General features: G+C 33.6%; 20 protein-coding genes. 12 read left to right on the forward strand and 8 right to left on the reverse strand.

Translation table 11 applies throughout. From position 1 onward, the window contains the following. Window positions 1–16: 16 nt before the first annotated feature. The 3 genes from SOM12_RS15690 (at window position 17) to SOM12_RS15700 (ending at window position 5,384) form a co-directional block, all read left to right on the forward strand. Window positions 17–3,451 carry a hypothetical protein gene (locus tag SOM12_RS15690; protein ID WP_320494149.1) on the forward strand — a complete coding sequence of 1,145 codons (3,435 nt, stop codon included), beginning with the start codon at window positions 17–19 and terminating at the stop codon, window positions 3,449–3,451. 63 nt (window positions 3,452–3,514) lie between these two features. Next, on the forward strand, window positions 3,515–4,090 hold the full coding sequence (locus SOM12_RS15695) for a hypothetical protein (protein ID WP_320494150.1): 576 nt from the start codon (window positions 3,515–3,517) through the stop codon (window positions 4,088–4,090). Window positions 4,091–4,304: 214 nt separating this feature from the next. Then, on the forward strand, window positions 4,305–5,384 hold the full coding sequence (locus SOM12_RS15700; RefSeq protein WP_320494151.1) for a glycosyltransferase: 1,080 nt from the start codon (window positions 4,305–4,307) through the stop codon (window positions 5,382–5,384). Between the two features lie 145 nt (window positions 5,385–5,529). On the opposite strand, the gene SOM12_RS15705 is transcribed toward SOM12_RS15700, so the two are convergent. The 3 genes from SOM12_RS15705 to SOM12_RS15715 all read right to left on the reverse strand — a co-directional run bounded on the left by SOM12_RS15705 (window position 5,530) and on the right by SOM12_RS15715 (window position 9,025). Then, the gene (locus SOM12_RS15705) at window positions 5,530–6,840 is read right to left on the reverse strand and encodes a porin (protein WP_320494152.1); all 1,311 of its coding nucleotides are present in this window, start codon (window positions 6,838–6,840) and stop codon (window positions 5,530–5,532) included. A 163-nt stretch (window positions 6,841–7,003) separates the two neighbouring features. Continuing rightward, window positions 7,004–8,089 carry a sensor histidine kinase gene (locus SOM12_RS15710; protein WP_320494153.1) on the reverse strand — a complete coding sequence of 362 codons (1,086 nt, stop codon included), beginning with the start codon at window positions 8,087–8,089 and terminating at the stop codon, window positions 7,004–7,006. A gap of 252 nt (window positions 8,090–8,341) precedes the next feature. After that, complete coding sequence (locus tag SOM12_RS15715) at window positions 8,342–9,025, reverse strand: response regulator transcription factor (protein ID WP_008465097.1); 684 nt, start codon at window positions 9,023–9,025, stop codon at window positions 8,342–8,344. 243 nt (window positions 9,026–9,268) lie between these two features. Here SOM12_RS15715 and SOM12_RS15720 point away from each other — a divergent pair, with 243 nt between their 5' ends. From SOM12_RS15720 to SOM12_RS15735, 4 genes are all read left to right on the forward strand, one after another. Beyond that, window positions 9,269–12,016: a TonB-dependent receptor gene (locus SOM12_RS15720; RefSeq protein WP_095928273.1), complete on the forward strand. Its 2,748-nt coding sequence runs from the start codon at window positions 9,269–9,271 to the stop codon at window positions 12,014–12,016. A 138-nt stretch (window positions 12,017–12,154) separates the two neighbouring features. Then, on the forward strand, window positions 12,155–13,342 hold the full coding sequence (locus SOM12_RS15725) for a hypothetical protein (RefSeq protein ID WP_095928274.1): 1,188 nt from the start codon (window positions 12,155–12,157) through the stop codon (window positions 13,340–13,342). Between the two features lie 207 nt (window positions 13,343–13,549). Continuing rightward, a complete protein-coding gene (locus tag SOM12_RS15730; RefSeq protein WP_095928275.1) occupies window positions 13,550–13,888 on the forward strand; it encodes a T9SS type A sorting domain-containing protein in 339 nt (112 codons plus the stop codon). Window positions 13,889–14,009: 121 nt separating this feature from the next. Then, window positions 14,010–14,990, forward strand: a complete 981-nt coding sequence (locus tag SOM12_RS15735; protein ID WP_320494326.1) for an acyl transferase — start codon at window positions 14,010–14,012, stop codon at window positions 14,988–14,990. A gap of 60 nt (window positions 14,991–15,050) precedes the next feature. Here the strand turns inward: SOM12_RS15735 and SOM12_RS15740 are convergent, their stop codons facing one another. Beyond that, entirely contained in the window at window positions 15,051–15,395 is a 345-nt protein-coding gene (locus SOM12_RS15740) for a hypothetical protein (RefSeq protein WP_320494155.1), read from the reverse strand. 185 nt (window positions 15,396–15,580) lie between these two features. Here SOM12_RS15740 and SOM12_RS15745 point away from each other — a divergent pair, with 185 nt between their 5' ends. Next, window positions 15,581–17,278 (forward strand): T9SS type A sorting domain-containing protein, encoded by a 1,698-nt coding sequence (locus SOM12_RS15745; protein WP_320494156.1) that lies wholly within the window; start codon window positions 15,581–15,583, stop codon window positions 17,276–17,278. Between the two features lie 80 nt (window positions 17,279–17,358). Here SOM12_RS15745 and tyrS read toward each other — a convergent pair whose 3' ends face one another. Continuing rightward, a complete protein-coding gene (gene tyrS, locus SOM12_RS15750) occupies window positions 17,359–18,654 on the reverse strand; it encodes a tyrosine--tRNA ligase (protein ID WP_320494158.1) in 1,296 nt (431 codons plus the stop codon). A gap of 258 nt (window positions 18,655–18,912) precedes the next feature. Between tyrS and SOM12_RS15755 the strand changes: the two genes are divergently transcribed. Next, window positions 18,913–20,148 (forward strand): outer membrane beta-barrel protein, encoded by a 1,236-nt coding sequence (locus tag SOM12_RS15755; protein WP_320494159.1) that lies wholly within the window; start codon window positions 18,913–18,915, stop codon window positions 20,146–20,148. 138 nt (window positions 20,149–20,286) lie between these two features. Further along, the gene (locus SOM12_RS15760; RefSeq protein ID WP_320494161.1) at window positions 20,287–21,288 is read left to right on the forward strand and encodes an NAD-dependent epimerase/dehydratase family protein; all 1,002 of its coding nucleotides are present in this window, start codon (window positions 20,287–20,289) and stop codon (window positions 21,286–21,288) included. Here SOM12_RS15760 and SOM12_RS15765 read toward each other — a convergent pair. Genes SOM12_RS15765 through SOM12_RS15775 form a run of 3 tightly spaced genes read right to left on the reverse strand, consistent with a single transcriptional unit; the run spans window position 21,283 to window position 23,860 of the window. Beyond that, complete coding sequence (locus SOM12_RS15765; protein ID WP_320494163.1) at window positions 21,283–21,774, reverse strand: DUF4296 domain-containing protein; 492 nt, start codon at window positions 21,772–21,774, stop codon at window positions 21,283–21,285. The two genes, SOM12_RS15760 and SOM12_RS15765, sit on opposite strands and share 6 nt — an antisense overlap. A gap of 9 nt (window positions 21,775–21,783) precedes the next feature. Continuing rightward, entirely contained in the window at window positions 21,784–23,124 is a 1,341-nt protein-coding gene (locus SOM12_RS15770) for a dihydroorotase (RefSeq protein ID WP_320494165.1), read from the reverse strand. 10 nt (window positions 23,125–23,134) lie between these two features. Beyond that, on the reverse strand, window positions 23,135–23,860 hold the full coding sequence (locus tag SOM12_RS15775; RefSeq protein ID WP_095928284.1) for a polyprenol monophosphomannose synthase: 726 nt from the start codon (window positions 23,858–23,860) through the stop codon (window positions 23,135–23,137). A gap of 107 nt (window positions 23,861–23,967) precedes the next feature. Here SOM12_RS15775 and SOM12_RS15780 point away from each other — a divergent pair, with 107 nt between their 5' ends. Both SOM12_RS15780 and SOM12_RS15785 read left to right on the forward strand, forming a co-directional pair. After that, entirely contained in the window at window positions 23,968–24,636 is a 669-nt protein-coding gene (locus tag SOM12_RS15780) for a DUF4271 domain-containing protein (RefSeq protein WP_320494166.1), read from the forward strand. Window positions 24,637–24,650: 14 nt separating this feature from the next. Beyond that, window positions 24,651–25,400 (forward strand): uroporphyrinogen-III synthase, encoded by a 750-nt coding sequence (locus SOM12_RS15785; RefSeq protein WP_008465120.1) that lies wholly within the window; start codon window positions 24,651–24,653, stop codon window positions 25,398–25,400. The last annotated feature ends 2 nt before the right edge of the window (window positions 25,401–25,402 follow it).

Raw genomic sequence — 25,402 nt, forward strand, 5'->3', positions numbered from 1 at the left:
TAGAGTTAAAGTATTTATGTTGAAAAAATTACTGTTTTTGACGGTTTTCTTCTGGTTTTCTGCGCTTCAGGCTCAGGAAACTGAATCACTGTACAAAACCAAAAAAGTAATCGTTTCAAAAGACACTATTCGTCTGGAAAAAGTCTCTATAAATTCTGGATTTTTTCAAATTCTAAACACAAAAAACCAACCGATCGATTCGACATCTTATAAAGTCGATTTTCAAAAAGGATATTTGCTTTTAAATGAAAATTTCCAATCGGTTTCAGATACTTTAATTGTCAATTATCTTAATTATCCCGAGCTCTTAACCAAAGAATACAGTCTTTACAAATCGGAACAAATTGTAAGTGGCGATGTTGGAACAGAAAAACTTTACCGAATAGACAACAATTCAAACGCCAAAAAAGTAACTCCTTTTGACGGCCTGGAAACTTCTGGAAGCATTACTCGAGGCATTACGGTTGGTAATAATCAAAGTACGGTTTTAAACTCCAATTTAGATTTGCAGATTACAGGAAAACTTTCAGACAAGGTAAGTTTGAGAGCTTCGTTGCAAGACAATAATATTCCGTTGCAAGATGGCGGTTATTCGCAAAAACTTGATCAGTTTGACAATATTTTCATCGAACTTTTTAGTGATGATTGGAACATTCGCGCCGGCGATGTATTTTTAGAAAACAGAAAAACTCAATTTTTGGGTTTTAATAAAAAGGTTCAGGGACTGTCTTCCAACTTTGATTTTGATACCGGAAAAAGCAAGACCAATGTTTTTGCTTCGGTCGCTTTTGTAAAAGGGCAATATGCCAAAAGCACTTTTACGGGTCAGGAAGGAAATCAAGGTCCGTATAAACTAAAAGGCCAGAATGGCGAATTGTATGTTCTCGTTATTTCGGGTTCAGAACGCGTTTATGTAAACGGGGTTTTATTAAAAAGAGGCGAAAACAACGATTATGTGATTGATTACAATGCAGGAGAAATTGTCTTTACTTCACTTTTTACCATTACTTCAGAAATGCGTATTAATGTGGAATATCAATATTCGGAACGAAATTATAACCGATTAGTTACCTACGCAGGCGCGACTCACGAAAACAAAAACTGGAGTTTTGGCGGTTATTTATATTCTGAAAATGATATGAAAAATCAGCCTTTGCAGCAAAATCTTTCTTCAGAACAAGTTCAGATATTAAGTCAGGCGGGTGATGACATCAATTTAATGAAAGCGCCTTCTGCTTACGAAGATACTTATGCCGAAAATAAAATTTTGTATCGAAAAATACTCGTCAATTCTGTTGAAGTTTATGAATATTCGAATAATTCTGCCGATGTTTTGTACAATGTAAGATTTAGTCAAGTTGGTGCAAATGCTGGAAATTATATTATTCAAAATAATAATTCTGTTGAACGAATTTATCAATATGTGGAACCTGTTAACGGAATTCTGCAAGGAAATTATGAGCCAATTGTACAGCTTGTCGCGCCAATGAAACTTCAGGTGGCTACTTTTTTAGGAAAATACAATCCTGATGAAAAAACGTTGGTTGATTTTGAATTAGCGGTTAGTAATAATGACCAGAATTTATTTTCTACAATTGATGATGCTAATAATGAAGGAGTGGCTTTTAAAACCAATCTTAAAAAACGTCTTTTTTCTAGAGACTGGAGTTTAGACGCTTTCGCAAATTATCAATACGTGCAGCAGAATTTTAAATCGGTTGAACGTTTATACAATATTGAGTTTAATCGCGATTGGAATTTAACTGGAACACTTTATGGCAATCAGAGCCTTTTGGTTACGGGATTAAATTTTGATTTATTTTCTAAAAATAAGACTTCAAATATCGGTTTGCTAACGTATCAATTTGAAAAATTAGATTTTAGCGAAAGCTACACAGGCATTCGACATACCACAAATGCTTTGTTCAAATTGAAAAATTGGACGATAGAAAACAACGGAAGTTTCCTGAATTCTGATGCTACAGCTTCGACTTCAAAATTTATTAGAAACCAGACCAGAACCAAATATCATTTTGGTAAAAACTGGATTGGTGGCACTATGCAACTAGAAAACAATCAGGAAAAAGACAAAGTGACCAATCAGTTTTCGGCTTTAAGCCAAAGATTTACAGAATATGGCGTATTTACGGGACGTGGCGACAGCACCAAAGTTTTCGTTGAAGTTGGTTTTCTGCAAAGACGCAACGATAGTTTGCAAAACGGATTATTGCAACATGTAAACAATTCGCAGACGTATTATTTAAAGTCGAAATTAATTCAGACCAAAAAGACCGATTTAGCAGTTTATGCAAGTTATCGAAACTTAGATTTTACAGACAAATCGAGACAGAACGAACCTTCTTTAAATTCGAGAATTCTGTATAACGATCGTTTTTTTAATCAGTTCATGCAAATTGGAACAGCTTACGAAACGAGTTCTGGAACTATTGCCCAACAAGAATTTACATACGTAGAAGTTCCAACTGGTCAAGGAGTTTACACTTGGAACGATTATAACGGGAACGGAATTCAGGAATTGGAAGAATTTGAAGTTGCAGTCTACCAAGATCAGGCGAGATATGTTAGAGTCTTTTTACCGAATCAGGTTTATATAAAAACCAACCAAAATAAGTTTTCGCAGTCTTTAACCTTGAATCCGCTGCAATGGCAGAATGAAAAAGGCTTCAAAAAACTGCTGTCTTATTTCTATAACCAGACCTCTTTTATAATGGATCGAAAGGTTAAAAGCGAAGGCGAAAAATTAGAACTCAATCCGTTTGATTCCTCAGAAGAAAATATTTTAGGCTTGAATTCCAGTTTTAGAAACAGTTTGTTTTACAATCGAGGCAAACAAAAACATTCTGTAACCTATTCCTATTTGGTAAATAAAGGAAAAAGTCTGCTTTCTATTGGTTCGCAAAACGTACAGAATTATTCGCATCAAATTCAATACACCCATTTGTACCAAAAAAGCTGGCTGTTTAATCTCTTTACCAAAACCATTAAAACCGATTTGGTTTCTAAAGATTTTACAGAGAAAAATTATGATATTCAAGGCTGGCAGCTGGCACCAAAAATCAGTTATTTATTTTCTAAAAACACCAAATTGGATTTCTTTTATGAACTTCAAAACAAGAAAAATCAAATTGGAAATCTGGAAACTTTAGACCAAAATAGACTTGGAACTTCCTTTTCTTATGCAGGCGAAAAGAAAGTTACGGTTAATGGAGAATTCTCTTTTTATAAAAATAAATTTAACGGAAATGAATTTTCATCAGTAGGTTTTCAGATGCTAGAAGGACTTCAAGCGGGATCAAATTTGGTTTGGAAACTGCTTCTGCAAAAGAACATTACATCTTTTTTGGATGTTAATTTAAATTATCAAGGAAGAAAAAGTGAAACCGGAAATACGATACATACAGGAAATATACAGCTTCGTGCATATTTTTAATGTAACACGAAAAAGATGACAATAAATTGTTTAATTTTAATTGAAATTTAAACTTTTAGCCTTATGAAAAAATTAGTATTGCTCTGTTTAATGGTTGCTTTCTCTTCTAATTTTTATGCTCAGGAAACAACTGCAAAGACTACAAAAAGTAAAACAGAAACTTCGGCAAAAAAAGCCAAAGCAAGTGCGGACAAAGCTTCGGCTGACGCAAAAAAAGAAGCCACAAAATCGAAAAAGGCCGCTGATGATGCAAAAGCTGCTTCAACAAAAGCCAAGAAAGAATCTGCTGACGCTGCAAAAAAAACCGCTGATAAAGAAGCTGCAAAAGCTAAAGCCGATGCAAAAAAAGCTACTGTAGAATCTGATAAAGCAAAAACTACTGCCGACAAAGCAAAAAGCTCTGCCGACAAAGCCAAAGCCGACGCAAAGAAATCGACCGCAAAAGCTGACGCCGCAAAGAAAGATGCAACTGCTGCTAAAAAATCGGCCACAAAAACTTTAAAAGAAACTAACGAAAAAGCACCATCTGTTCCAGACAAAGTAACTGGCGAATACAATGGTAAAAAAGTATATACTGGACCAAGAGGCGGTAAATATTATATTAACAAAAATGGAAATAAAACCTATATTCAAGATTAAGTTTCTAAGATGCTAAGACGCTGAGATTCTAAGATTAAGCCGAACTTATAGTTCGGCTTTCTTTTTTAAATAGAAAATCTTTGAGCTTAGAGACTTAGCATCTTAGTAGCTTAGCAACTCCAAAACTTAGAACCTTAAATTAATAATTTAGTAATACCCTCGAAATAACACAGAAAACATATTTGTCTATCTTCGTTTTTAAAACGTGTTAAAAATGAGCATAGATTATTCTGCGAATAAAACTATTTTAGTAGCTCCATTAAATTGGGGACTTGGGCATGCCACTCGCTGCATTCCAATTATCAAAGCGCTTCAAGAGAATAATTACATTCCGATTATCGCCTCAGATGGTGTTGCGCTGGCTCTATTACGAAAAGAATTTCCTTATATACAAACTTTAGAATTGCCTTCTTATCATATTGAATATGCAAAGAATGGTAAAAACTTTAAATGGAAACTGATTAAGAATCTTCCGAAAATGATTACTGCCATTTTGGATGAGAAAAAAATGGTAAATCATTGGATCAAAAAACATGGCATTGACGGAATAATCTCAGATAACAGATTGGGGGTTTTCAGTAAAAAAGTGCCTTCGGTTTTTATGACGCATCAATTGAATGTAATGACAGGAAATACGACTTGGTTTACGAGTAAATGTCACCAGCATATTATTAAAAAATACAATGAATGCTGGGTTCCTGATACAGACGGAAAAGTTAACTTAACGGGAGATTTAGGTCATTTAAAATCGAATGAACTCAATCTAAAATATATTGGCCCGTTGAGCCGCATGAAGAAAAAGGATACTCCGAAAATATATGATTTGATGATTATATTGTCTGGCCCTGAACCTCAGCGTACTTTCTTGGATGAAAAACTACAGAAAGAAGCAGCAAACTATCCCGGAAAAGTGGTATTTGTACAGGGAATTGTAGAAAAATCGCAAGAAAAATGGCAGGCTGGAAATGTTACCTATTATAATTTCATGAACTCGAAACAGTTGGAGCAGACTTTTAATGAAAGTGAATTTGTATTGTGCCGATCTGGTTATACGACTGTAATGGATTTGGCAAAGCTGGGCAAGAAAGCTTTTTTTATTCCAACACCTGGTCAATATGAACAGGAATATTTGGCCATAAAACTTCAGGAAGAAAATCTTGTACCTTATGCCATGCAGGACGACTTTAGCATTGAAGATTTATCAAAAGTAAAATCGTTTCAAGGATTGTCTCAATTTGAAAACAATATTGACTGGGATTCTTTATTTAAGGTTTTTGAAGACAAAACAGCATAATTGCAACAAACTAATTTGGCTAAAGCCTTATTACTACAATAAAAAAACCTCCAGTTAAAGCTGGAGGCTTGAATTTTTTCTCAAATAAAAAATCAGTTTTTATCCGCGTCTTCGCGAAAGCGAATCTGTTTTCTGCGTACTGATTTTAGAAATTAAACTGTACCTGCATTCTAAGAACATTTCCTTGCTGTCGGTTTACTGGCAAGGCGCTGTCTTCAAAAGTTCGGTCTGCTACTACATATTCTGCAGTTAGTTCTAAGGCTTTAATTGGCTGCCATTCTACACCAAATTCAAAATCTCTTACTACATAACTTCTAGCATCTTTTTCGTATTTTTTTCCTCCGTCATAATATTGAAATTTGGCGAAAGGATAAATATGCTGTTTTTTAATATCCCATTTATAGTTTAACAAAACATAACCTCCGTTCAAATCGGTTTGGTCTATTGAATTGGTAATGGTATTGTAACGAGGCCCAGTACCAATGTTGTATTCGGTTTGGATTCCGAATGGTCTTGGATATAAAACGAAAGTCGCTCCAACGCGCTGATCTTTTACATATTGAGGATCGTTAACCGTAACCCCAGGCGAAACTTCTCCTGTAAAAGCCCATTTACCAGTGTAAGCCTGAATTCCAGGTTCTATAATTTGGCTTCCAATAACAAAAGGATAGGTTACTCTAGCCACCACATTTAAGTCTCTGTTCCCATCTAATTTATTTGCGATTTGACCATTGTAAACACCTAAAGCAAAAACACCAAAATCTCCAGAACCTTTGTAACCATCTCTAACCAGCATTTCAAAACGCTGTCTGATTTCAGCTGGAGCCCAATAAAAGAATATTCCTAAATCACGTTCGTTTAAAATAGAAGAGTTGATTCCATCGGCACGGTCTAAAGTTAAACGCTGTGAACTTGACTGCATATTCTCAAATCCGTATGGAATTTTACTTTGTCCTACACGCACACGATATTCTCTTTTTTTATCAAAAGAAAGATCAAAATACAAGTCACGAATCTGTACGAAATTATTAATTCCACTAGAGGGTGAACTCGCGAAATCGGGCTGAAAATAAAAGAATATATTCGGATGAACTTGACCAGAAAATACTAAACGAGCACGGCGAATAAAAAGTCCGTTGTTTGCTTTTGCATCTGGAGCTGTAGAAGTTGTTCCCCAAGATCTATCACATTGTTCGCAAGACACTTTATCGTTTGTAGAAAGCAAGCCATTGTATCTAATTTGTGCGTAACCTCTTAAGGAGATTCTATCGTACCAATGTTCTTCAACTCCTCCTCCAGATTTTGTCTCTGGAAGTTTAGCTTTGTTTATAGAATCTAAAATACGTATTACTTCGTTTTTTACATCCTGTTTATTTAATTCTTGCTTATTTGTTTCCTGTGCATTTGCAACACAAGCTAACAGTAATAAAACGGCTAAAAGTTTTCTTTTTATCATTAGTTCTGTAATTCCCTTAATTTCAGGATGCAAAGATGGAGCACCTATGTTAAGAAATCATTAACCAGATGTTACTATAATAAAAATTTAATGTTATGACCTAAATCACTATGTTTATTTATTGTTAAACACCTTTGTTTTAGGGCTTTCAGCAAAACCGCCGTTACGATTTTTTAACGTCGATTTTTGATGCTTTATTTGCTTTTTCGAGCGTAAAAGAGAATTCAGAACCAATTCCGAACTCACTTTCTACATAAACTTTCTCTTTATGCGCTTCAATAATATGCTTTACAATTGCTAATCCTAAACCAGAACCACCTTCCGATCTTGTTCCGCTTTTATCCACTCGGTAAAAACGTTCAAAAAGCCTTGGAATATTTTGCTTTTCGACACCTTCTCCGTTATCACTAATACGAATTAATACTTTTTTCTTGGTTAGGTTTACTACGCCAACTTCTGTCAGACCGCCTTCTTTTCCATACTTAATAGAATTTACAATCAGATTTTCTAGCACTTGCTGTATTCTGTCCTGATCTCCTCTAATTATTACCGACTGTACATTTTTACTTTCAAAAGCCAATTTAATTTTCTTTTTATCAGCTTTCATTTCAAGCAATTCAAAGACATTCTGAATTAATTCGACAACATCAAAATCAGTCATATTCAAATCTAAATCGCCCGATTCCAATTTGGTAATCATATCCAAATCTTCTACTATATAGATAAGACGCTCTACTCCTTTTTCGGCGCGTTTTAAATATTTTTTTCTGATATTTTTATCATCCATTGCTCCGTCAAGTAAAGTTGAGACGTAGCCTTGAACGGTAAATAAAGGGGTTTTTAGTTCGTGCGAAACGTTTCCTAAAAACTCTCTTCTATATTGTTCACGAATTTCGAGCATTTCGATTTCGAGTTTTTTATCGGTGGCAAACTTTTTTACTTCACGCGAAAGCGTTTCCATATCGGTATTAATCGGCTGATTGATTAATGTTGTTGATTCTAACAGCGAAACCTCATCATAAATTTTCTTTACTCTTCGGTAAATAAATCGTTCTACACGATATTGCAAAACCAGAAAAGAGAAAATATAGATTACGATAATGAAAATTATTCCAAACGCAACTTGATGTTTTAATTGATTTTTATAAAATAATGACATTAACATCAATACAAATGCTGTTGTAAAGAGACTGATATATAATGCCGATTTTATGGCGAATTTGTATGTTTTTTTAAAATTAATTTTCATTGAAAAAATTGAACCATTAAGAAATTAAGAAAATTAAGCTTTGCTTTTAAGTTATTTTCTTTTGAATAAATCAAAAAACAAAAAAGGAATAACTCAAAAACCATATAAGAAAATGAAGATTGTACAGCTTCAATTCTTATATGGTTTAAATGTATTGAATATTTTTAAAAGAATTTGAAAGGGCTTAAATCTTTACCAAAATTCTAAAATCACTTAGCAACTTAGTATCTTAGAACCTTAGCATCTTAAAATCTAAACTTCAAATTTATAACCAACACCTTTTATAGTTTTAAAAAGGTCTTCGCCTATTTTTTCGCGCAGTTTTCTGATGTGAACATCGATTGTTCTACCTCCAACCACAACTTCATTACCCCAAACTTTATCCAGGATTTCGTCTCTTTTAAAAACTTTCCCTGGTTTTGAAGCTAATAGATAAAATAATTCGAATTCTTTTCTTGGCAAAGCAATTTCTACATTGCCTTTTATGATTTTGTATTCTTCACGATTAATCTCGATTCCGCCTACATTTAAAGTATCTGTAACAACTTCTTGTTCTTTTAACCTTCTTAACAGCGCCTTTACTTTTGAGACCAATAATTTTGGTTTAATTGGCTTAGTAATATAGTCATCGGCACCTGCATCAAAACCAGCTACTTGAGAATAATCTTCGCTTCTTGCTGTAAGAAATGTTATGATAACATTATTTAATTCAGGAATTTTTCTAATATGCTCGCAAGCCTCCATTCCGTCCATTTCTGCCATCATCACGTCCATAATGATTAATTCTGGCAGCTCTTTCTGTGCTTTTGCTATAGCATCTTTTCCATTAGAAGCTGTAACAATCTGATAGCCTTCCTGAGCAAGGTTATAGCCAACGATTTCTAAGATATCTGGTTCGTCGTCAACTAATAAAATCTTAGTTTGTGTTTTTTTCATAAATAGCAAAAATTGAGATTTTTATATCGAAACTTCTTCATTAAACATTCGATATTTCTTATTTCACAGGGTAAATATACTAACAAAAGAACCTTTAAAAAATGGTGTTAACCGTAATTTAATCTCGTAACAATTTGATAATCTTAACAACACAAAAACATAACAAGTCGGTAACATGGACTTCACAGAGCGGTTCTTTCTTTGCACAAAAATAATAAGACACAAACACAACACTGAAAAAAAATGAAATTCAATTTAAGATTTCTCTTTATTGCATTATTTATCTGTACGATTTCGATCGCGCAAAACAAAGGTACGATTTCTGGAGTTCTGACTGACAAAGATATGAACAACGCATCGCTACCATTTGCTAATGTTTTAGTTAAAGGTACAAATATTAGCGTAAATACGGACGTAGATGGAAAATATTCCTTAAGCGTAAATCCTGGAAATTATACTTTAATTTTTAGTTTTTTAGGATATGAATCTGTAGAAGCTCCTGTAGCTGTAAAAGCAAACGAAACTGTAACGGTTAATCAAGGGCTTTCAGCAGGAAGTTATACTCTTAAAGATGTAGTCGTTCAAGCAAGTGCAGTAAGCAAACAAAAAGAAACTGCATTACTTTTGGAACAAAAAAATGCTGTAGATATTAAACAAACTATTGGCGCGCAGGAACTTTCTAGAAAAGGTGTGGGCGATGTAGCTGCAGCTGTTGCAAAAACATCTGGAGTTTCTAAACAAGAAGGAAGCAACAGCGTTTACGTAAGAGGATTGGGTGATCGTTACAACTCGACTTCGATGAACGGATTGCCAATTCCATCCAATGATCCACAAAGAAAAAACATTGCTCTAGATCTTTTCTCAACTGACATTGTTGAGTACATTTCAATTGACAAATCATACGGCGCAAAAATGTATGGAGATTTTGCTGGAGGAAATGTAGATATAGTATCTAAAGATTACCGCGGAAAAGGAATGTTCGAAATCTCATTAGGATCAAAAGTTAACACTAATGCAGTATCAAATTCTAGCAATTTCTTATTACAACAAGGCCCAAACAAATCTGGTTTTGTTTCTTACGGAGTTCCAAACAATCCTTTAACCAGTTTTAGTTTTGAAAACAGTTTAAATCCTAAAAAAGAATCTCCTTTTGGCGGAAACTTCAATCTAAAAGCAGGTAAAACTTTCAACATTGGTGAAGAAGGAAAATTAAGCCTTTTTGCTACTGCAGGTTTTGGAAATGGTTACGAGTATAGAGAAGGGCTTAGCCAAAGTGTAAATGCTCAGGGTGCTTCATTAAAATCTTTCCAACAAGAAAAATTTACGTACAACACCAATACTACTGGAATGTTCAATGCTAACTACCGTTTGAACAAAAACCATAAAATTGGATACAACTTCTTGTATGTTAACTCATCTGAGCAAACTAGAGATACTTATTTTGGAAGTGATCGTGATTTTGACAATGCTGATGCAAGTCTTTTAGTTCAAAGAGGTACGTTTACACAAAACACTGTAATGATCAATCAGCTTTTAGGAAATGACAAAATAACTGATAAAATTGATTTGGATTGGGGTGTTTCATACAATACTGTGAAAGGTAATATGCCAGATAGAACCCAAAACAAAATGTTCTACAATCCAACAACTGACATTTATACACTTGCTCAAAGAACCACTACCGATAACCAAAGATATTTCCAAGATCTTACAGAAAATGAAGCAGCCGCCAATCTTGCCTTCTCATACAAGTTACAAGATCAAGATGGGGCTTCTAAAGGAAAAATCACTGCAGGTTATAACGGAAGATTTAAAAAACGTGATTTTGAAGCTATTCAATTCAACTTCAACATTAGCCAAACTGGTCAAAACACAAGTGTAGATCCAAACAATTTAGATGCTTTTTTTAACCAAGCAAATTACGAAAGTGGTTTATTCTCAACTGCATCTTTTGCAGGAATGGCTCCTCAAACTTATGATGGAAAACAAGATATACACGCAGGTTTTGGTAATTTCGAATATAAATTCACTGACAAATTAAGCTCTGTTATTGGCGTAAGATACGAAAGAATCTCTCAAACAGTTAACTGGAGAACACAGCTTGATGCAGGTGGAGGAACAAATACTTTTGAAAGAAATGAATTTTTACCAAGTGCTGTTTTAAAATATGAATTAAACGAAAAACAAAATCTTCGTTTAGCGGCTAGTAAAACATACACATTGCCACAGTTTAAAGAACGTGCTTTGTTTATCTATGAAGATGTAATGGAATCTGTAATTGGTAATCCAAGCTTATATCCTTCACAAAACTACAATCTTGATTTAAAATGGGAGATGTTCCCAAAAAGCGATGAGTTATTATCTGTTACTGCTTTTGGAAAATATATCATGGACCCAATCAACCAAATCATTATTGCTTCTTCTACAAATGATATTTCTTTTGTTAATATTGGAGATACAGGTTACGCATATGGAGTTGAGTTAGAAGCAAGAAAGAATATTTTTGAAATTGAAGGAGAATACACTAACAAACTTTCTGTTGGATTTAATGCTTCTTTAATGAAAACACATCAAGACATTGATGCGGAAAAAGTTAGAAATGAAACAGATGGAAGATTAAACATCAACACTACAGATAGTAGTTCAGGATTTACAGGAGCTTCAGATTTGATTTTAAATGCTGATTTATCGTATACTAAAAACTTCAAAAACGACTCTGGAATTATGGCAACTCTTGCTTACAACCATTATTCTGATAAGCTTTACGCAATTGGAAACGAAGGAAAAGGAAATTTAGTTGACAAAGCAATGGGATCTTTAGACCTTATTTTAAAAACAAAATTGACTAAAAGCTTTGGAATTGATTTTGGAGCAAGAAACTTATTGAATCCAGAATTCAAAAGAGTTCAAGAAAATGCAGGTGGAGACGTCTTGGTTTTCAACTACAAAAAAGGTCTGACATTCGGATTGGGAATGAACTACCAATTCTAAGAAACATACTGGAAATATTGAGTTATCAATTCCTTAACGTTAGAATAAAAAACACATAACAAATAGATGACAACGGCTTAACGTTGATTAAAGCTTAAGTTCTAATCTTTGCATAAACACAAACTAATTAAAAAAGTAATGAAAAAAACAATTTCAACAATTTTCGGTTTAGCTGCATTATCGCTTGCAACACTTACAACTTCTTGCTCAAGTGATGACAACAAAAACGAGGGACCAAAATCTGATTTCGTAGTAGTTAGAGATAACTTACAAGGAGAAATCAACAGCGGAGAGGTAGTATTAGAATCTGGAACTTATAAACTAACAGGGAAATTAGTAGTTAAAAACACTGCTAAACTTACAATCAAACCTGGAGTTATCATTGAAGCAACTGCAGTAGCAGCTGACCAATTACAAGCAGTAAGATATATTGCTGTAGCACAAGGAGGACAAATCGACGTTCAAGGAACTGCTGCTAGTCCAGTTATTATGACTTCAGAAACTAAAAAACCAGCTGCTTGGGGTGGTTTAGTAATCTGTGGAAAAGCACCTATCAACAAAGGAACTACTGCTAGTGCTGAAGTTTCTGAGTTAACTTACGGTGGAACTGTAGCTAACGACAACTCTGGATCAATTAAATATTTAAGAATTGAGTACCCAGGTTTCTCTTACAGCAGTGACAAAGAATTCAACGGACTTTCTTTATTTGGAGTTGGAAACGGAACTGTTATTGATTATGTACAAATTTACGAAAGCTCTGACGACGGATTCGAGTGGTTTGGTGGAACTGTAAATGCATCTCACTTAGTAGTTTCTAATAAAGACAATACAGCTGTAGGTGATGATTTATTTGACTGGACTGAAGGATGGAGTGGAACAGGAGAAAACTTCTACGGAATCAGAACTAACGCTGGTAACAGAGGTATCGAAGCTGATAACAACTCTAACAACCACTTAGCTACACCAATTTCTTTCCCAACTATCAAAAACCTTACTTTAATTGGTTTCGGATCTACTGACACAAGTGCAGAGTCTCAAGCTTTCAAATTAAGAGTTGGTACAAAAGGTAAATTTGATAACGTTGTATTAAAAGGTTGGAAAACTGGATTTGACGTAGAACATGACGAAACTATCTCATATGTTGGAGCTGACTTATTAGCTACTAACGTTAAATTTGAAGACGTTCCTACTAAATCAAAAGGTACAACTACAGGAAAACTTACTGCTGATGTATCTAAAGTTTACACAGAATCTACAACTGCAACTGGAGCAGGAAACGGATCAGGAGTTCCAACTTGGGCTGCTGGATGGACAAAAGGTCTATAATAAGAAAACAAAAAATAGTAAAAACACTCTAACTTTATTAGGGTGTTTTTTTTTGCTTTTTAGTAATGTAGATCGCCTCTAAAGTAATGTAATCTCTTAATCGCTTCGAAAACATAATGTTAAAAACATCCTAATTCTTTAGGATGTTTTTTTTTGGCGTACTTTTTGTAATTTTTTTTGTATATTTACATTAATCAAATACACGCGATGGCAAAAAACTACTTTTATATTACTTTCTTATTGGCATTTTTCTTCACTGTAAGCGTTTCGGCTCAGGACAGCAAGCAATTACCAAAAACTCAAGAATCTACTTCTATCGAGGGGCTTAGCTTGTATCCTAATCCAGTTACAAACGGAAAAGTCTATATCTCATCTAAAAACGATTTAGAGAAAGAAATTATTGTGTTTGACATCTTAGGCAAAAAAGTATTGCAAGCTCATTTAGTATCAAGAGAGCTAAGTGTTGCAGAATTACCGCCAGGTGTTTATATCATCAAAATAAGCGAACAAAATGCATCGGCAACCCGAAAACTCATTATAAGATAAAAGCTCCTTTGGAGCTTTTTTTAGTTTTCAGTAGCAGTTTTCAGTTTACATACTTTGCTGAAAACTGTGACTGAATACTGCAACTGAACACTAAAAAACAATATCTTTGCAAAAAAAAGTTTTGATCACAGCCAACGATATCTTTACCATCTCAAGTCAGAAACAATTTGAAAAAATAGCATTAAAAGTGTTTCGTTTTCAGCACGAGAACAACAAAGTTTATCGTGATTTTTGTGATTTTTTAAATGTTAATCCGCAACAAGTAAAATCACTGCAGCAAATTCCTTTTTTACCCATTCAGTTTTTCAAAAGTCATGATGTTGTTTCTAATACAGATCCGACACAAGTAACTTTTACCAGCAGTGGAACAACTGGAATGATTACAAGCAGGCATTTAGTGACCGATATTTCCCTATATGAGGAAAGTTACCGCAAAGGATTTTCGCAATTTTACGGCAATATCGAAGATTACGTTGTTTTAGCCCTTTTGCCATCTTATTTAGAACGCGAAGGCTCTTCTTTAATTTATATGGTAGAAGATTTAATAAAACTCTCTAATCAGCCTGAAAGTGGGTTTTATTTGCACAACCACGAAGACTTAATCAAAAAGCTTCTTGAATTGGACGAAGCAGGTCAAAATGTAATTCTAATTGGGGTAACTTACGCTTTATTAGATTTGATCGAAAAACACCAATTCAATCTTCAAAATACCATTATTATGGAAACTGGAGGAATGAAAGGAAAACGTAAAGAAATGATTCGTGAAGAATTACATGAAATACTTTGTAAAGGTTTCGGCGTTTCTTCTATTCATTCAGAATACGGAATGACCGAGCTTTTAGCGCAAGCCTATTCTTTAGGCGAAGGTGTCTTTGAATGCCCTTCTTGGATGCATATTTTGGTTCGAGATCCCGAAGATGCTCTCACTTACGTGAAAGACGGAAAAACTGGTGGAATCAATGTAATTGATTTAGCCAACATCAATTCCTGTTCTTTTATTGCCACGCAGGATTTAGGCAAAAAAAATCCCAACAACTCTTTTGAAGTATTGGGACGTTTTGATAATTCTGATATTCGCGGCTGTAATTTGATGGTTTTGTAAAAAAAGTCTAATCGTTGACTTGTTTAATCGCAAAAAAATCGATTAAACAGTTAAACAAAATTAATTCTCCTCTATTACACCGATGCTTTCAATACCTTCTCTTTTTTGAAGCGCTTTTTCTTTTTCACCTTTACTTTCTAAAAGCTTATAAACTCCATAGCAAGCCAAAGCGCCAAAAAGCACAAAAAGTATATTCCATCCTGGATTGCTAAAACTGTCATCGTTTACATTTTCAACGCCGCTGATAAGAACGGCTAAAATTCCAACAACAAATCCAGAAACGAGAGTGCCTCCATAATAAGACGCTATTCCAATTCCAAAATAACCCCATTTGTTCTTATCATATTCAAGAGCCAAATTGGTATATCCTTTCCATATCCAATAAATAAGTAAAATTCCAATCATAATCGTTTTGTTAGTTTTTAGGGAATAAACTTAATAAAAAAAACAAGCACACAAATCTAATATATAACAAATCTTTTTTTATTAAAGGATATACTTATATTTTATTAATGAACAGTTAACGTAAAAAAAATACTACAATTACATTTTAAATATACTTTTAATTAAAATCATTAAATATAATTCTTATGAAAAAAATTACTTTTTTATTACTTGTTTTTGTAAGCATAACAAGCTGGTCCCAAACCTATAAATTTCATACTCTTCAGGACTTAGGTTCAAATATTGAAATAGCCATTTCAACTGATTGTACACAAAACACTTCCTCTGGACCAACTAGAGATTTTAATTTAAGACAAACCTCTAAACTAGAAGTCGGCAAAATCTATAAATCCGATTTAGTACAAGGATCAACATCAGGGTCTCATTACTATAAAGTTTTATATTCTGTTGATTATTCTCTTGACAAAGGGAGCGACATAGATGAACCAGCGCCTTTTGAACTAATTCCAGACTTGTGCAATGCATTGTCATGGAAGTACATTAGACCAGTATTATTAGGTTCAAATCTACAAGAAGCACAAAACAATTTTTGCTCTGGACAAACAGTAAATGATATCCGTGAAAGAGTAAACATTAAAACAGAAACTCCTCTAAATATTGGTCAAGTATACTTTATGGATTTTGGAAAAGGTTCAAATTACTATTTGATCACATCATCGAGTACAGAATTTGGAGATAGCGAATACCAAATAGACCCAACAAATAGTAATACAATTTTCAATCCAATTACATTTGACTGTCAAAAAGTAGATCTTAAAGCATTTTCAATTATAACAGAATCAGGGTCAACTGCTCTCGATTACACAAAAATTCAACCATTTAGTTTTCGCATATCTCAATTATCTACCAGAATTCAGAGTGCAACCACTAATATAAAAATATATTTAACTAAAAGTAGAAATTTTGTAAATGCTAACGATTTTTTCATGGATGAGTTCTCAATTTCTTCGGCCTCTATGAATCAGTACTATGACAATTCTTCTCTAGCAGGGCTTGGGACATCTTTAGTCGTTTCATCTAAAATTGCAGATGGTCAATATTATCTAACTATGGTAGTAAGCAATACTGAAGATTTTAACTTACTTAATAATATTGCTTCTACATCAAATACTCTTACTATCAAAAATGGAGCTTTACCTGGAACTCCAAAACCAACTCCTACACCCCCTACAACTCCAGTAGGAGCATCAGACTTAACGATTGACTCATCAAATGTTATTGTAAATAGCGATTGTTCTTGTAACTCCATATTAAGCGACTTAGATGGCAAAAGACATAAAATAAACTACTTGGGAGGATCAATAAGAATTCCGTCGATAGCCATTAAAAACGTAGGATCCGTAGCATCAATCCAAACAAACTTAAAATTTTATCTTTCAAAAAACACAACTCTAGACACTTCTGATTTCCCTTCGAAACAGAATGCTAAAACAATCGCTCCTATTAATGCTAAAGAATCATATGTAATGTCTGGAGGTGAAATATTTTCTTATGATTTTGGCAACAATGGCACTCAATTTAAAGATGACTGGAACATCCTAATGGTTGTTGATGATTCTAAAGCTAATACAGAATCAAACGAAAACAACAATGTCACTGCTATACCAGTAACTTTTTATGATCCGACTGCTCCATTAATGGCAACAACAACAATTGAAACCACACAACCATATTCTATCAATGTTTACAATTTTGATGGGCAAAAAGTATTGACAAAAGAAGTTAATTCTAAAGAAGAAGAGGATAAATCTCTTGATATATTAAAAACTGGAATTTACATCATTAAATCAAATGGCGAGACGCGAAAAGTTCTAAAAAAATAAATCTTAATATTATAAAAAGAAAGGCATCCTAAAATTAGGATGCCTTTTTATTTCAAATTAAAAATATTTTGTTTTCGAAGTTATACAACGCGGATTACAAAATAATTTTTCTTTCCGCTTTGCAACAAAACAAACTGATCGTTAATTAAATCATTTGCCGTTAAAACAAAATCTTCTTTTATCTTTTCTCTGTTTACAGAAATTGAGTTTGCTGTCAAAGCACGTCTCGCTTCTCCGTTAGATTTAAAGAAACCCGTTTTTTCGTTTAAAACCGTAATAATTTCCAATCCGTTTTCTAAATCAGCTTTTGCGATTTCAGCTTGTGGAACTCCGTCAAAAACTTCTAAAAAAGTCGCTTCATCCAATTTCTTCAAATCTTCGGCAGTCGAATTTCCAAACAAAATATTCGAAGCCTGAATTGCTTTTTCCAACTCTTCTCTATTATGAACAAAAACGGTGATTTCTTCTGCCAATTTCTTTTGTAAAACTCTCAAATGAGGAGCCGCTTTGTGTTCTTCGATTAATCCATCGATAGTTTCTTTATCTAAGAAAGTAAAGATTTTAATGTATTTCTCTGCATCAACATCTGTTGTGTTTACCCAAAATTGGTAGAATTTGTATACAGAAGTTTTATCAGCATCCAACCAAACATTTCCACCTTCAGATTTTCCAAATTTAGATCCGTCTGCTTTTGTAATTAGAGGTGTTGTTAAAGCGTACGCTTTAGCATTCTCTCCTCCCATTCTACGCACTAATTCTGTTCCTGTGGTAATATTACCCCATTGGTCAGAACCCCCCATTTGTAGAATGCAATTATTGTTTTTATATAAATGATAAAAATCGTAACCTTGAATTAATTGGTATGTAAACTCTGTAAAAGACATTCCCTCACCTTCTCCGCTAAATCTCTTTTTTACAGAATCTTTAGCCATCATATAATTTACAGTTATTCTTTTTCCAACTTCACGTGCAAAATCAATAAAAGAGAATTCTTTCATCCAATCGTAGTTATTCACCATTACTGGTGCATTTGCTTCGGTTGAATTAAAATCCAAGAAACGAGACAAAACACTTTTGATTCCAGCTACATTTTTAGCCAAAGCTACTTCATCAAGCAAGTTTCTTTCATCAGATTTACCAGAAGGATCTCCAATCATTCCTGTTGCTCCACCCACTAAAGCAATCGGTCTGTGACCAAAATTCTTTAAGTGAACCAATAAAATAATCTGAACCATACTTCCGATGTGCAGTGAATCTGCCGTTGGATCAAAACCGATATAGGCAGTGGTTGCTTCTTTTAGCAATTGTTCTTCCGTTCCAGGCATACTATCATGGTACAACCCGCGCCATTTTAATTCTTCAACTAGATTCTTCATTTTTTTAAATAATTTGCGCAAATGTAATCAATGTCAATGGCAATATCAAAAAAGTATGCCACGAAGACACTAAGGCACAAAGTTTTTTATTTTTATAAAATTTAATCGTTTAAGCAATGGATATGTTAAATACATCTATTCAGATACTTTGTTTTCTAAAAAGCAGATCGAAGTACATTAAATAAATTAGTTTACGGAAAGCCGTAAAGATGCATCCAGTTTTTTCTTTAGTTTCGCCTTCCAAAAAAACTACCCATAATGAAAAAAACTTTTTTACTTATTCTTTTTCTTTGTTGCACTTTCATCAATGCACAGGTTACTTTTGAAAAAGGATACTTTATTTCTAACAATGGAAACCGAACAGAATGTTTAATCCGAAACTTAGACTGGAAAGACAATCCAACCGATTTTAGGTATAAAATAGATCCAAATGACAAGGACTATATAACCGAAACTATTGCAAACGTTTCTGAATTTGGCATTGGAAACAGTATTACTTTCAAAAGAGCAAAAGTAAAGATAGATCGTTCAACTGATGATTTATCTAAAATATCACAAACAGGAAAACCAGTTTGGGAAGAAAGCACTCTTTTTCTTCGTGTTTTAGTTATTGGCGAAGCCTCATTATATTCTTACAGAGAAGCCAATCTTTTCAGATACTTTTATGAAACAAAAGAAGTGCCTCTTGAGCAGCTTGTGTATCTTAGATATATTGAAACCCAAACTGAAAACGCCAGCAAAAATCTTAAGGAGAACACTTATTATAAGCAACAGTTAAATCTAAATGTAAGATCGTCAAACATTACTGAGAACGATATTAAAAACTTGTCTTACACAAAATCTGATTTGACGAAATATTTTATAAAATTCAACAATATTTCTCCTGCTACGGAAACTAAGAAAACATCGGCTGATGGAGAGAAAAACATTTTCCATATTAAAATTACTCCTGGAATAAGCTTAATTTCTTTATCCATGGACAGCAAAAGTCTTCCGTACCGCAATATAAAATTAGACAATAAAACCAATTTTAAAATCGGTATTGAAGCAGAATATATTCTTCCATTCAACAAAAATAAATGGAGCGTATTTTTAAATCCGACATACCAGAAGTATAAAAATGAAAAAAGCTATAGCATTCCCGGTCTTTTCCCTACATCTCCTTTAGAGGAACATGAAGTAGATGTAGAATACAGCGGAATACAGATTCCGATGGGAATTCGCCACTACCTTTTCTTGAACAAAAGTTCAAAATTCTTTATCAACGCAGGATTTACTTTCGATGCGGGCAAAAGCAAAGTTGTCTACGATAAAGACAGAGTTAGTGAAAGTACAGCGGGATCTAATCTAGCCTTTGGTTTTGGATATAACTTTAAAGATAAATTTGGTGTGGAAGCAAGATTAAATACCAAAAAAAATCTAATGAACGAGTATAGCGATCTTGCTGCAAACTATGGCTCTGTTGACTTTATCTTTTCATACACGATTTTTTAAGCCAATTTTTTTCACGACTTAATAATTAAACAGTTTACAGAAATTAATGATTTCTATAAACTGTTTTTTTTATCTAATTTTATTAACAACTCCCTTTGTAACCAAACCTCATTTATACAAAAGTACTATCTTTACAACATGATATTAGTAACTGGAGGAACTGGTTTAGTAGGCGCACATTTATTGCTTCATTTAATTGAAAATGGAGAAAATGTTCGGGCTATTTACAGAAGTGAAAACAAAATTGAAAAAACAAAATCGGTTTTTGATTTTTATAAAAAAGCAGATTTGTTTGAAAAAATCAATTGGCTTGAAGCCGATATCCTAGACATACCTTCACTTGAAACTGCTTTTATCGGTATTAAACAAGTATACCATTGCGCTGCTTTTATTTCGTTTGAACCCAAAGACGAAGAAATCCTCAGAAAAACCAATATCGAAGGAACGGCCAACATGGTCAATTTTGCCATTGCCAAAGAAGTACAAAAATTTTGCTATATCAGTTCGATTGCCGCTTTAGGCGACATTGCTCCTCACGAAACATATATTACAGAAGAAACCGATTGGAATCCGGAGAAACCGCACAGCGATTACGCCATTTCCAAATATGGTGCCGAAATGGAAGTTTGGCGAGGGCATCAAGAAGGCTTAAATGTTATTATTGTAAATCCGGGAGTTATTTTAGGACCGCCAAAAATGATGGATATTTTTGACGAAGGCAGTAGTGAAATTTATCGAAAAGTTTCAAAAGGACTTCCGTTCTACACACTTGGAAGCACTGGTTTTATCTCGGTTGACGATGTTGCAAAAATAAGTTTTGAATTGATGAAAAGCGAAATAAAAAACGAACGTTTCACGCTTATCTCAGACAATATTGTTTTTAAAAATCTTTTAGACACCGTTTCTGATGCTTTAAATGTAAAAAGACCACACATTCATGCAAAGCCTTTTCTAATGAATTTCTTGTGGATTACTGATGGGATATTTTCTACTTTATTCTTTAGAAAAAGAAGCATTACAAAAGCAACAGCAAAAGCTTCGTACTCAAAAAATCTGTATAGCAATGAAAAAATAAAAACCGCTCTAGGAACGGTTTTTACTAATATTCATCAATATATTAAAGACGGTTCTAAACTATAGTCGTTTTTTTCTTCTGTCTTGCATTTGCATGTGAGCTCTTTTTATAGAATCGATATTAACCTTAGGAGCTACTTTCTTCACCGAATCTTTTGAAACTTCTTGAGCTTTCTTTTTAATTTCCTTAGCTGCTTTTTTCTCATCAATTTTAGCTAAAGAATCTGCCGCTCGCTGGTTTACAGAAATCCTTTTGTTCACTTGATCAAACATGTCTTTATAATTCTCATAATCTGAAGCATAATACATGTTGTTTTGAGCAAATTGAAGACTATCTACTTTGTATTTTTTCAAAATAAATTTCGTCGGATCATTTTCTATAGAATCCAAAGACAACGGTTTCTGATATCTCATTGCTTCCAAAAGAGATAAATCGTACATAATATCAATCATTTTATCTTTCTCAATAAGCTTTGCAGGCTGTTTTACAACATCCTTTTTACAGCTTATAGAAAGAAATATAACCAATATTATTACTACAAAATTCTTCATAGTTGCTTTTTATCTGTCAAACAATAATCTTTTACCTGCTTTGGTATCTTTTACTTTAAAGTTATTATAAACCAATTCACCGTTTACAAAAGTATGTGTGATTCTAGATTTAAAAGTAAAACCTTCAAATGGAGACCATCCGCATTTGTATAAAATGTTTTCTGGTTTCACGCTCCAAGGCAAACTTGGATTTACGATTACCAGATCGGCATGGTATCCTTCTTTAATAAAACCTCTTTTTTCTATTTTAAAAATCTTAGCTGGATTGTGGCACATTTTCTCCACAATTTTCTCCACACTAATTTTTCCTTGATGATGCGCTTCGAACATTGCTACAACTGCATGCTGAACAAGCGGACCTCCAGAAGGCGCATTCAAATAAGACTGCTGTTTTTCTTCTTTTGTATGAGGAGCGTGATCTGTTGCAATTACATCAATTCTTCCGTCGTTTAAGGCTTTCCAAAGTTCTGCACGATCTTCGGCAGTTTTAACCGCAGGATTCCATTTAATGAAATTTCCTTTTGTTTTATAGTCTTCGTCAGTAAACCAAAGATGGTGCACGCAAACCTCAGCAGTAATTTTTTTATCTTCTAATGGAATTTTATTCGTAAACAATTCCATTTCTTTCGCAGTTGAAAGATGGAAAATATGTAATCTTGCTCCAGTTCTTTTAGCCAAAGCTACTGCTTTTGAAGAAGAAATATAACAGGCCTCTGCACTTCTAATTAAATTGTGTGCCGTAACTGGAACATCGTCTCCATATTGCTCTTTAAAAGCAGCAAGATTATTTTTAATCGTAGTCTCATCCTCACAATGAACTGCAATTAACATTGGAGTACTTGAAAAAATCTTTTCTAAAACAGCTTCATTATCAACCAACATATTCCCTGTAGATGAACCTAAGAAAATTTTAATCCCAGCAACATTTTTTGGATTTGTTTTTAAAACTTCTTCCAAGTTATCATTTGTTGCTCCCATCATAAACGAGTAATTCGCAAATGATTTTTGAGAAGCAATTTGGTATTTATCTTCTAAAATTTCCTGAGTAACCGCATTCGGAACTGTATTAGGCTGTTCGATAAAAGAAGTAATTCCTCCCGCAACAGCAGCACGAGATTCCGATTCGATATCTCCTTTATGTGTTAAACCTGGTTCTCTAAAATGCACTTGATCGTCTATCGCGCCAGGCATTAAATAATTTCCTTCAGCATCGATTACAATACAATCTGAAGTTTTTAATGAAATGCTGTCTGCAATTTCAACAATCAGATCATTTTCAATTAAAACATCACCTTCAACAATTGTCCCTTCGTTTACAATTTTGGCATTCTTTATTAAAATCCTGTTCATTTTGGTTGGTTTATAATGAATTGACTAATTTTCTTATTCTAAGTGAAATTACTCCAAGTATCGCTTCTTTAATGATCGCATTGCTCATTTTAGAAACTCCTTTTGTTCGGTCTGTAAAAATAATTGGGACTTCGGTAATTTGAAATTTAGCACAATAAGTTCTGTACTTCATCTCGATTTGAAACGCATATCCGACAAATTTTATTTTGTTAAGATTAATTTTTTCCAAAACTTCTCTTTTATAACAAACAAAACCTGCAGTAGCATCATGAATTTTCATTCCGGTGATAAATTTCACATAAACAGATGCGAAGTAAGACATCAAAACTCGGCTAAGAGGCCAGTTTACCACATTTACACCCGTTACATAACGAGATCCAATTGCAAGATCCGCTCCGCCAAAATGACAAGCATCATATAATTTTTCTAAATCATTTGGGTTATGCGAAAAATCGGCATCCATCTCAAAAATAAATTGATAATCGCGCTCCAAAGCCCATTTAAAGCCATGAACATACGCAGTTCCTAATCCAGACTTTTTTGTTCTTTGTTCTAAAAAAAGTTTTCCTGGAAATTCTTCCTGTAAAGCGATCACTTTTTTAGCAGTATGATCTGGAGAATTATCATCAATAATCAGCAGATGAAAAGATTTATGCTGCGAAAGTACAGCTCTTACTATACTTTCTATGTTTTCAATTTCGTTATAAGTGGGAATTATGACAATACTATCATTCATTTTTTTCTCGGTAATTTCATCGCAAAAGTAAACTTTTTATAGCATTTGATTCATAATAAATATATAATAAAAGTATTGCATCAAAAAATTACTAATTTTGTATCGCTATGATTGAACAACTTCATCCTCGAATAATCGAAAACAAGGACTGGGCAACACTTTTATTTGTGGTGACCTTTGCCGTTGTTGCCATGACAAAATCTGCTTACGAAACAAGATTTAGTGAGTTTAGTAAACTTATTTTTTCTGATAAATACGCTAAAATTTATCGAGACAACAGCCACATGAAAAACAGCTTTACGGTTGGTTTATTTTTTGTACAAATTGTATCGTTTGCCTTTTTTATTCTGCTTACCATGAATACTTTTGGTTACGCTTCAAAAACCGACTGGGTTCTATTTATTCAGATTGCCACTTTTTTGCTTTATTTCATTTTAGGAAAGTATTTAATCGAAAAAATTGTAGCCGCTTCATTCAATATTGATGATTTTGTAGAGCTATTTAACCTCCAAAAAGTAACTTACAGGACTTATATTGGCGTTTTAATCCTTCCAATCAATGCTATTTTGTTGTATTACAACAATATTCCGCAGATTATTCCGCTAGCAATCATAGGTATTTCGCTGTGTATTAGTGTATACTCTTACTTTATTTCAATTAAAACGTATCAAAACGTAATAATCGGTAAGTTATTTTATTTTATTTTGTATCTTTGCGCTCTTGAAATAGCCCCTTATTATTTTCTCTATTATTGGATAGCAAAAGGGAGTGCTTAGTAAATATTTATAATATGAAAGTGAAAACAATTTTGGTGTCACAGCCTGAACCTAAAGTGGAGAATTCTCCTTACTTTGAGCTCCAACAAAAACACAAAATAAAAATTGATTTCAGACCATTTATTCATGTAGAAGGGGTTAGCGCAAAAGAGATTCGATTACAAAAAATCGATCTTAATCATTACACTGCGATCATTTTAACAAGTCGAAATGCTGTAGATCATTTTTTTAGAGTGGCTGATGAAATGCGTTACAAAGTTCCTGAAGGATTGAAGTATTTTTGTCAATCTGAGGCTGTTGCGTTTTACCTTCAAAAGTATGTTGTGTACAGAAAACGTAAAATTTACGTTGGAGCAAAAGATTTTGCAGATTTATCTCCGCTAATTAAGAAGTACAAAGACGAGAAGTTTTTACTTCCTGCATCTGACCAATTAAATGCAGATGCTCCTGTTACCTTAAACAGTTTAAAAGTAGATTGGGCACAAGCTATTTTCTACAGAACTGTAATGAGCGATTTATCTGATCTAGCTGACGTTTATTATGATGTTTTAGCTTTTTTCAGTCCAACAGGAATCAAATCATTGTTTAAGAATTTCCCAGATTTTAAACAAAACAACACCAGAATTGCCGTATTTGGAAGCACAACGCAAAAAGAAGCTTTAGATCATGGTTTAAGAATTGACATTCTTGCTCCAACTCCTGAAACTCCTTCTATGACAATGGCTTTAGAAAAATATGTAGCAGAAGCCAACAAAGGAAAATAACC

The organism is Flavobacterium sp. CFBP9031 (assembly GCF_034044945.1).
GTDB lineage: Bacteria > Bacteroidota > Bacteroidia > Flavobacteriales > Flavobacteriaceae > Flavobacterium.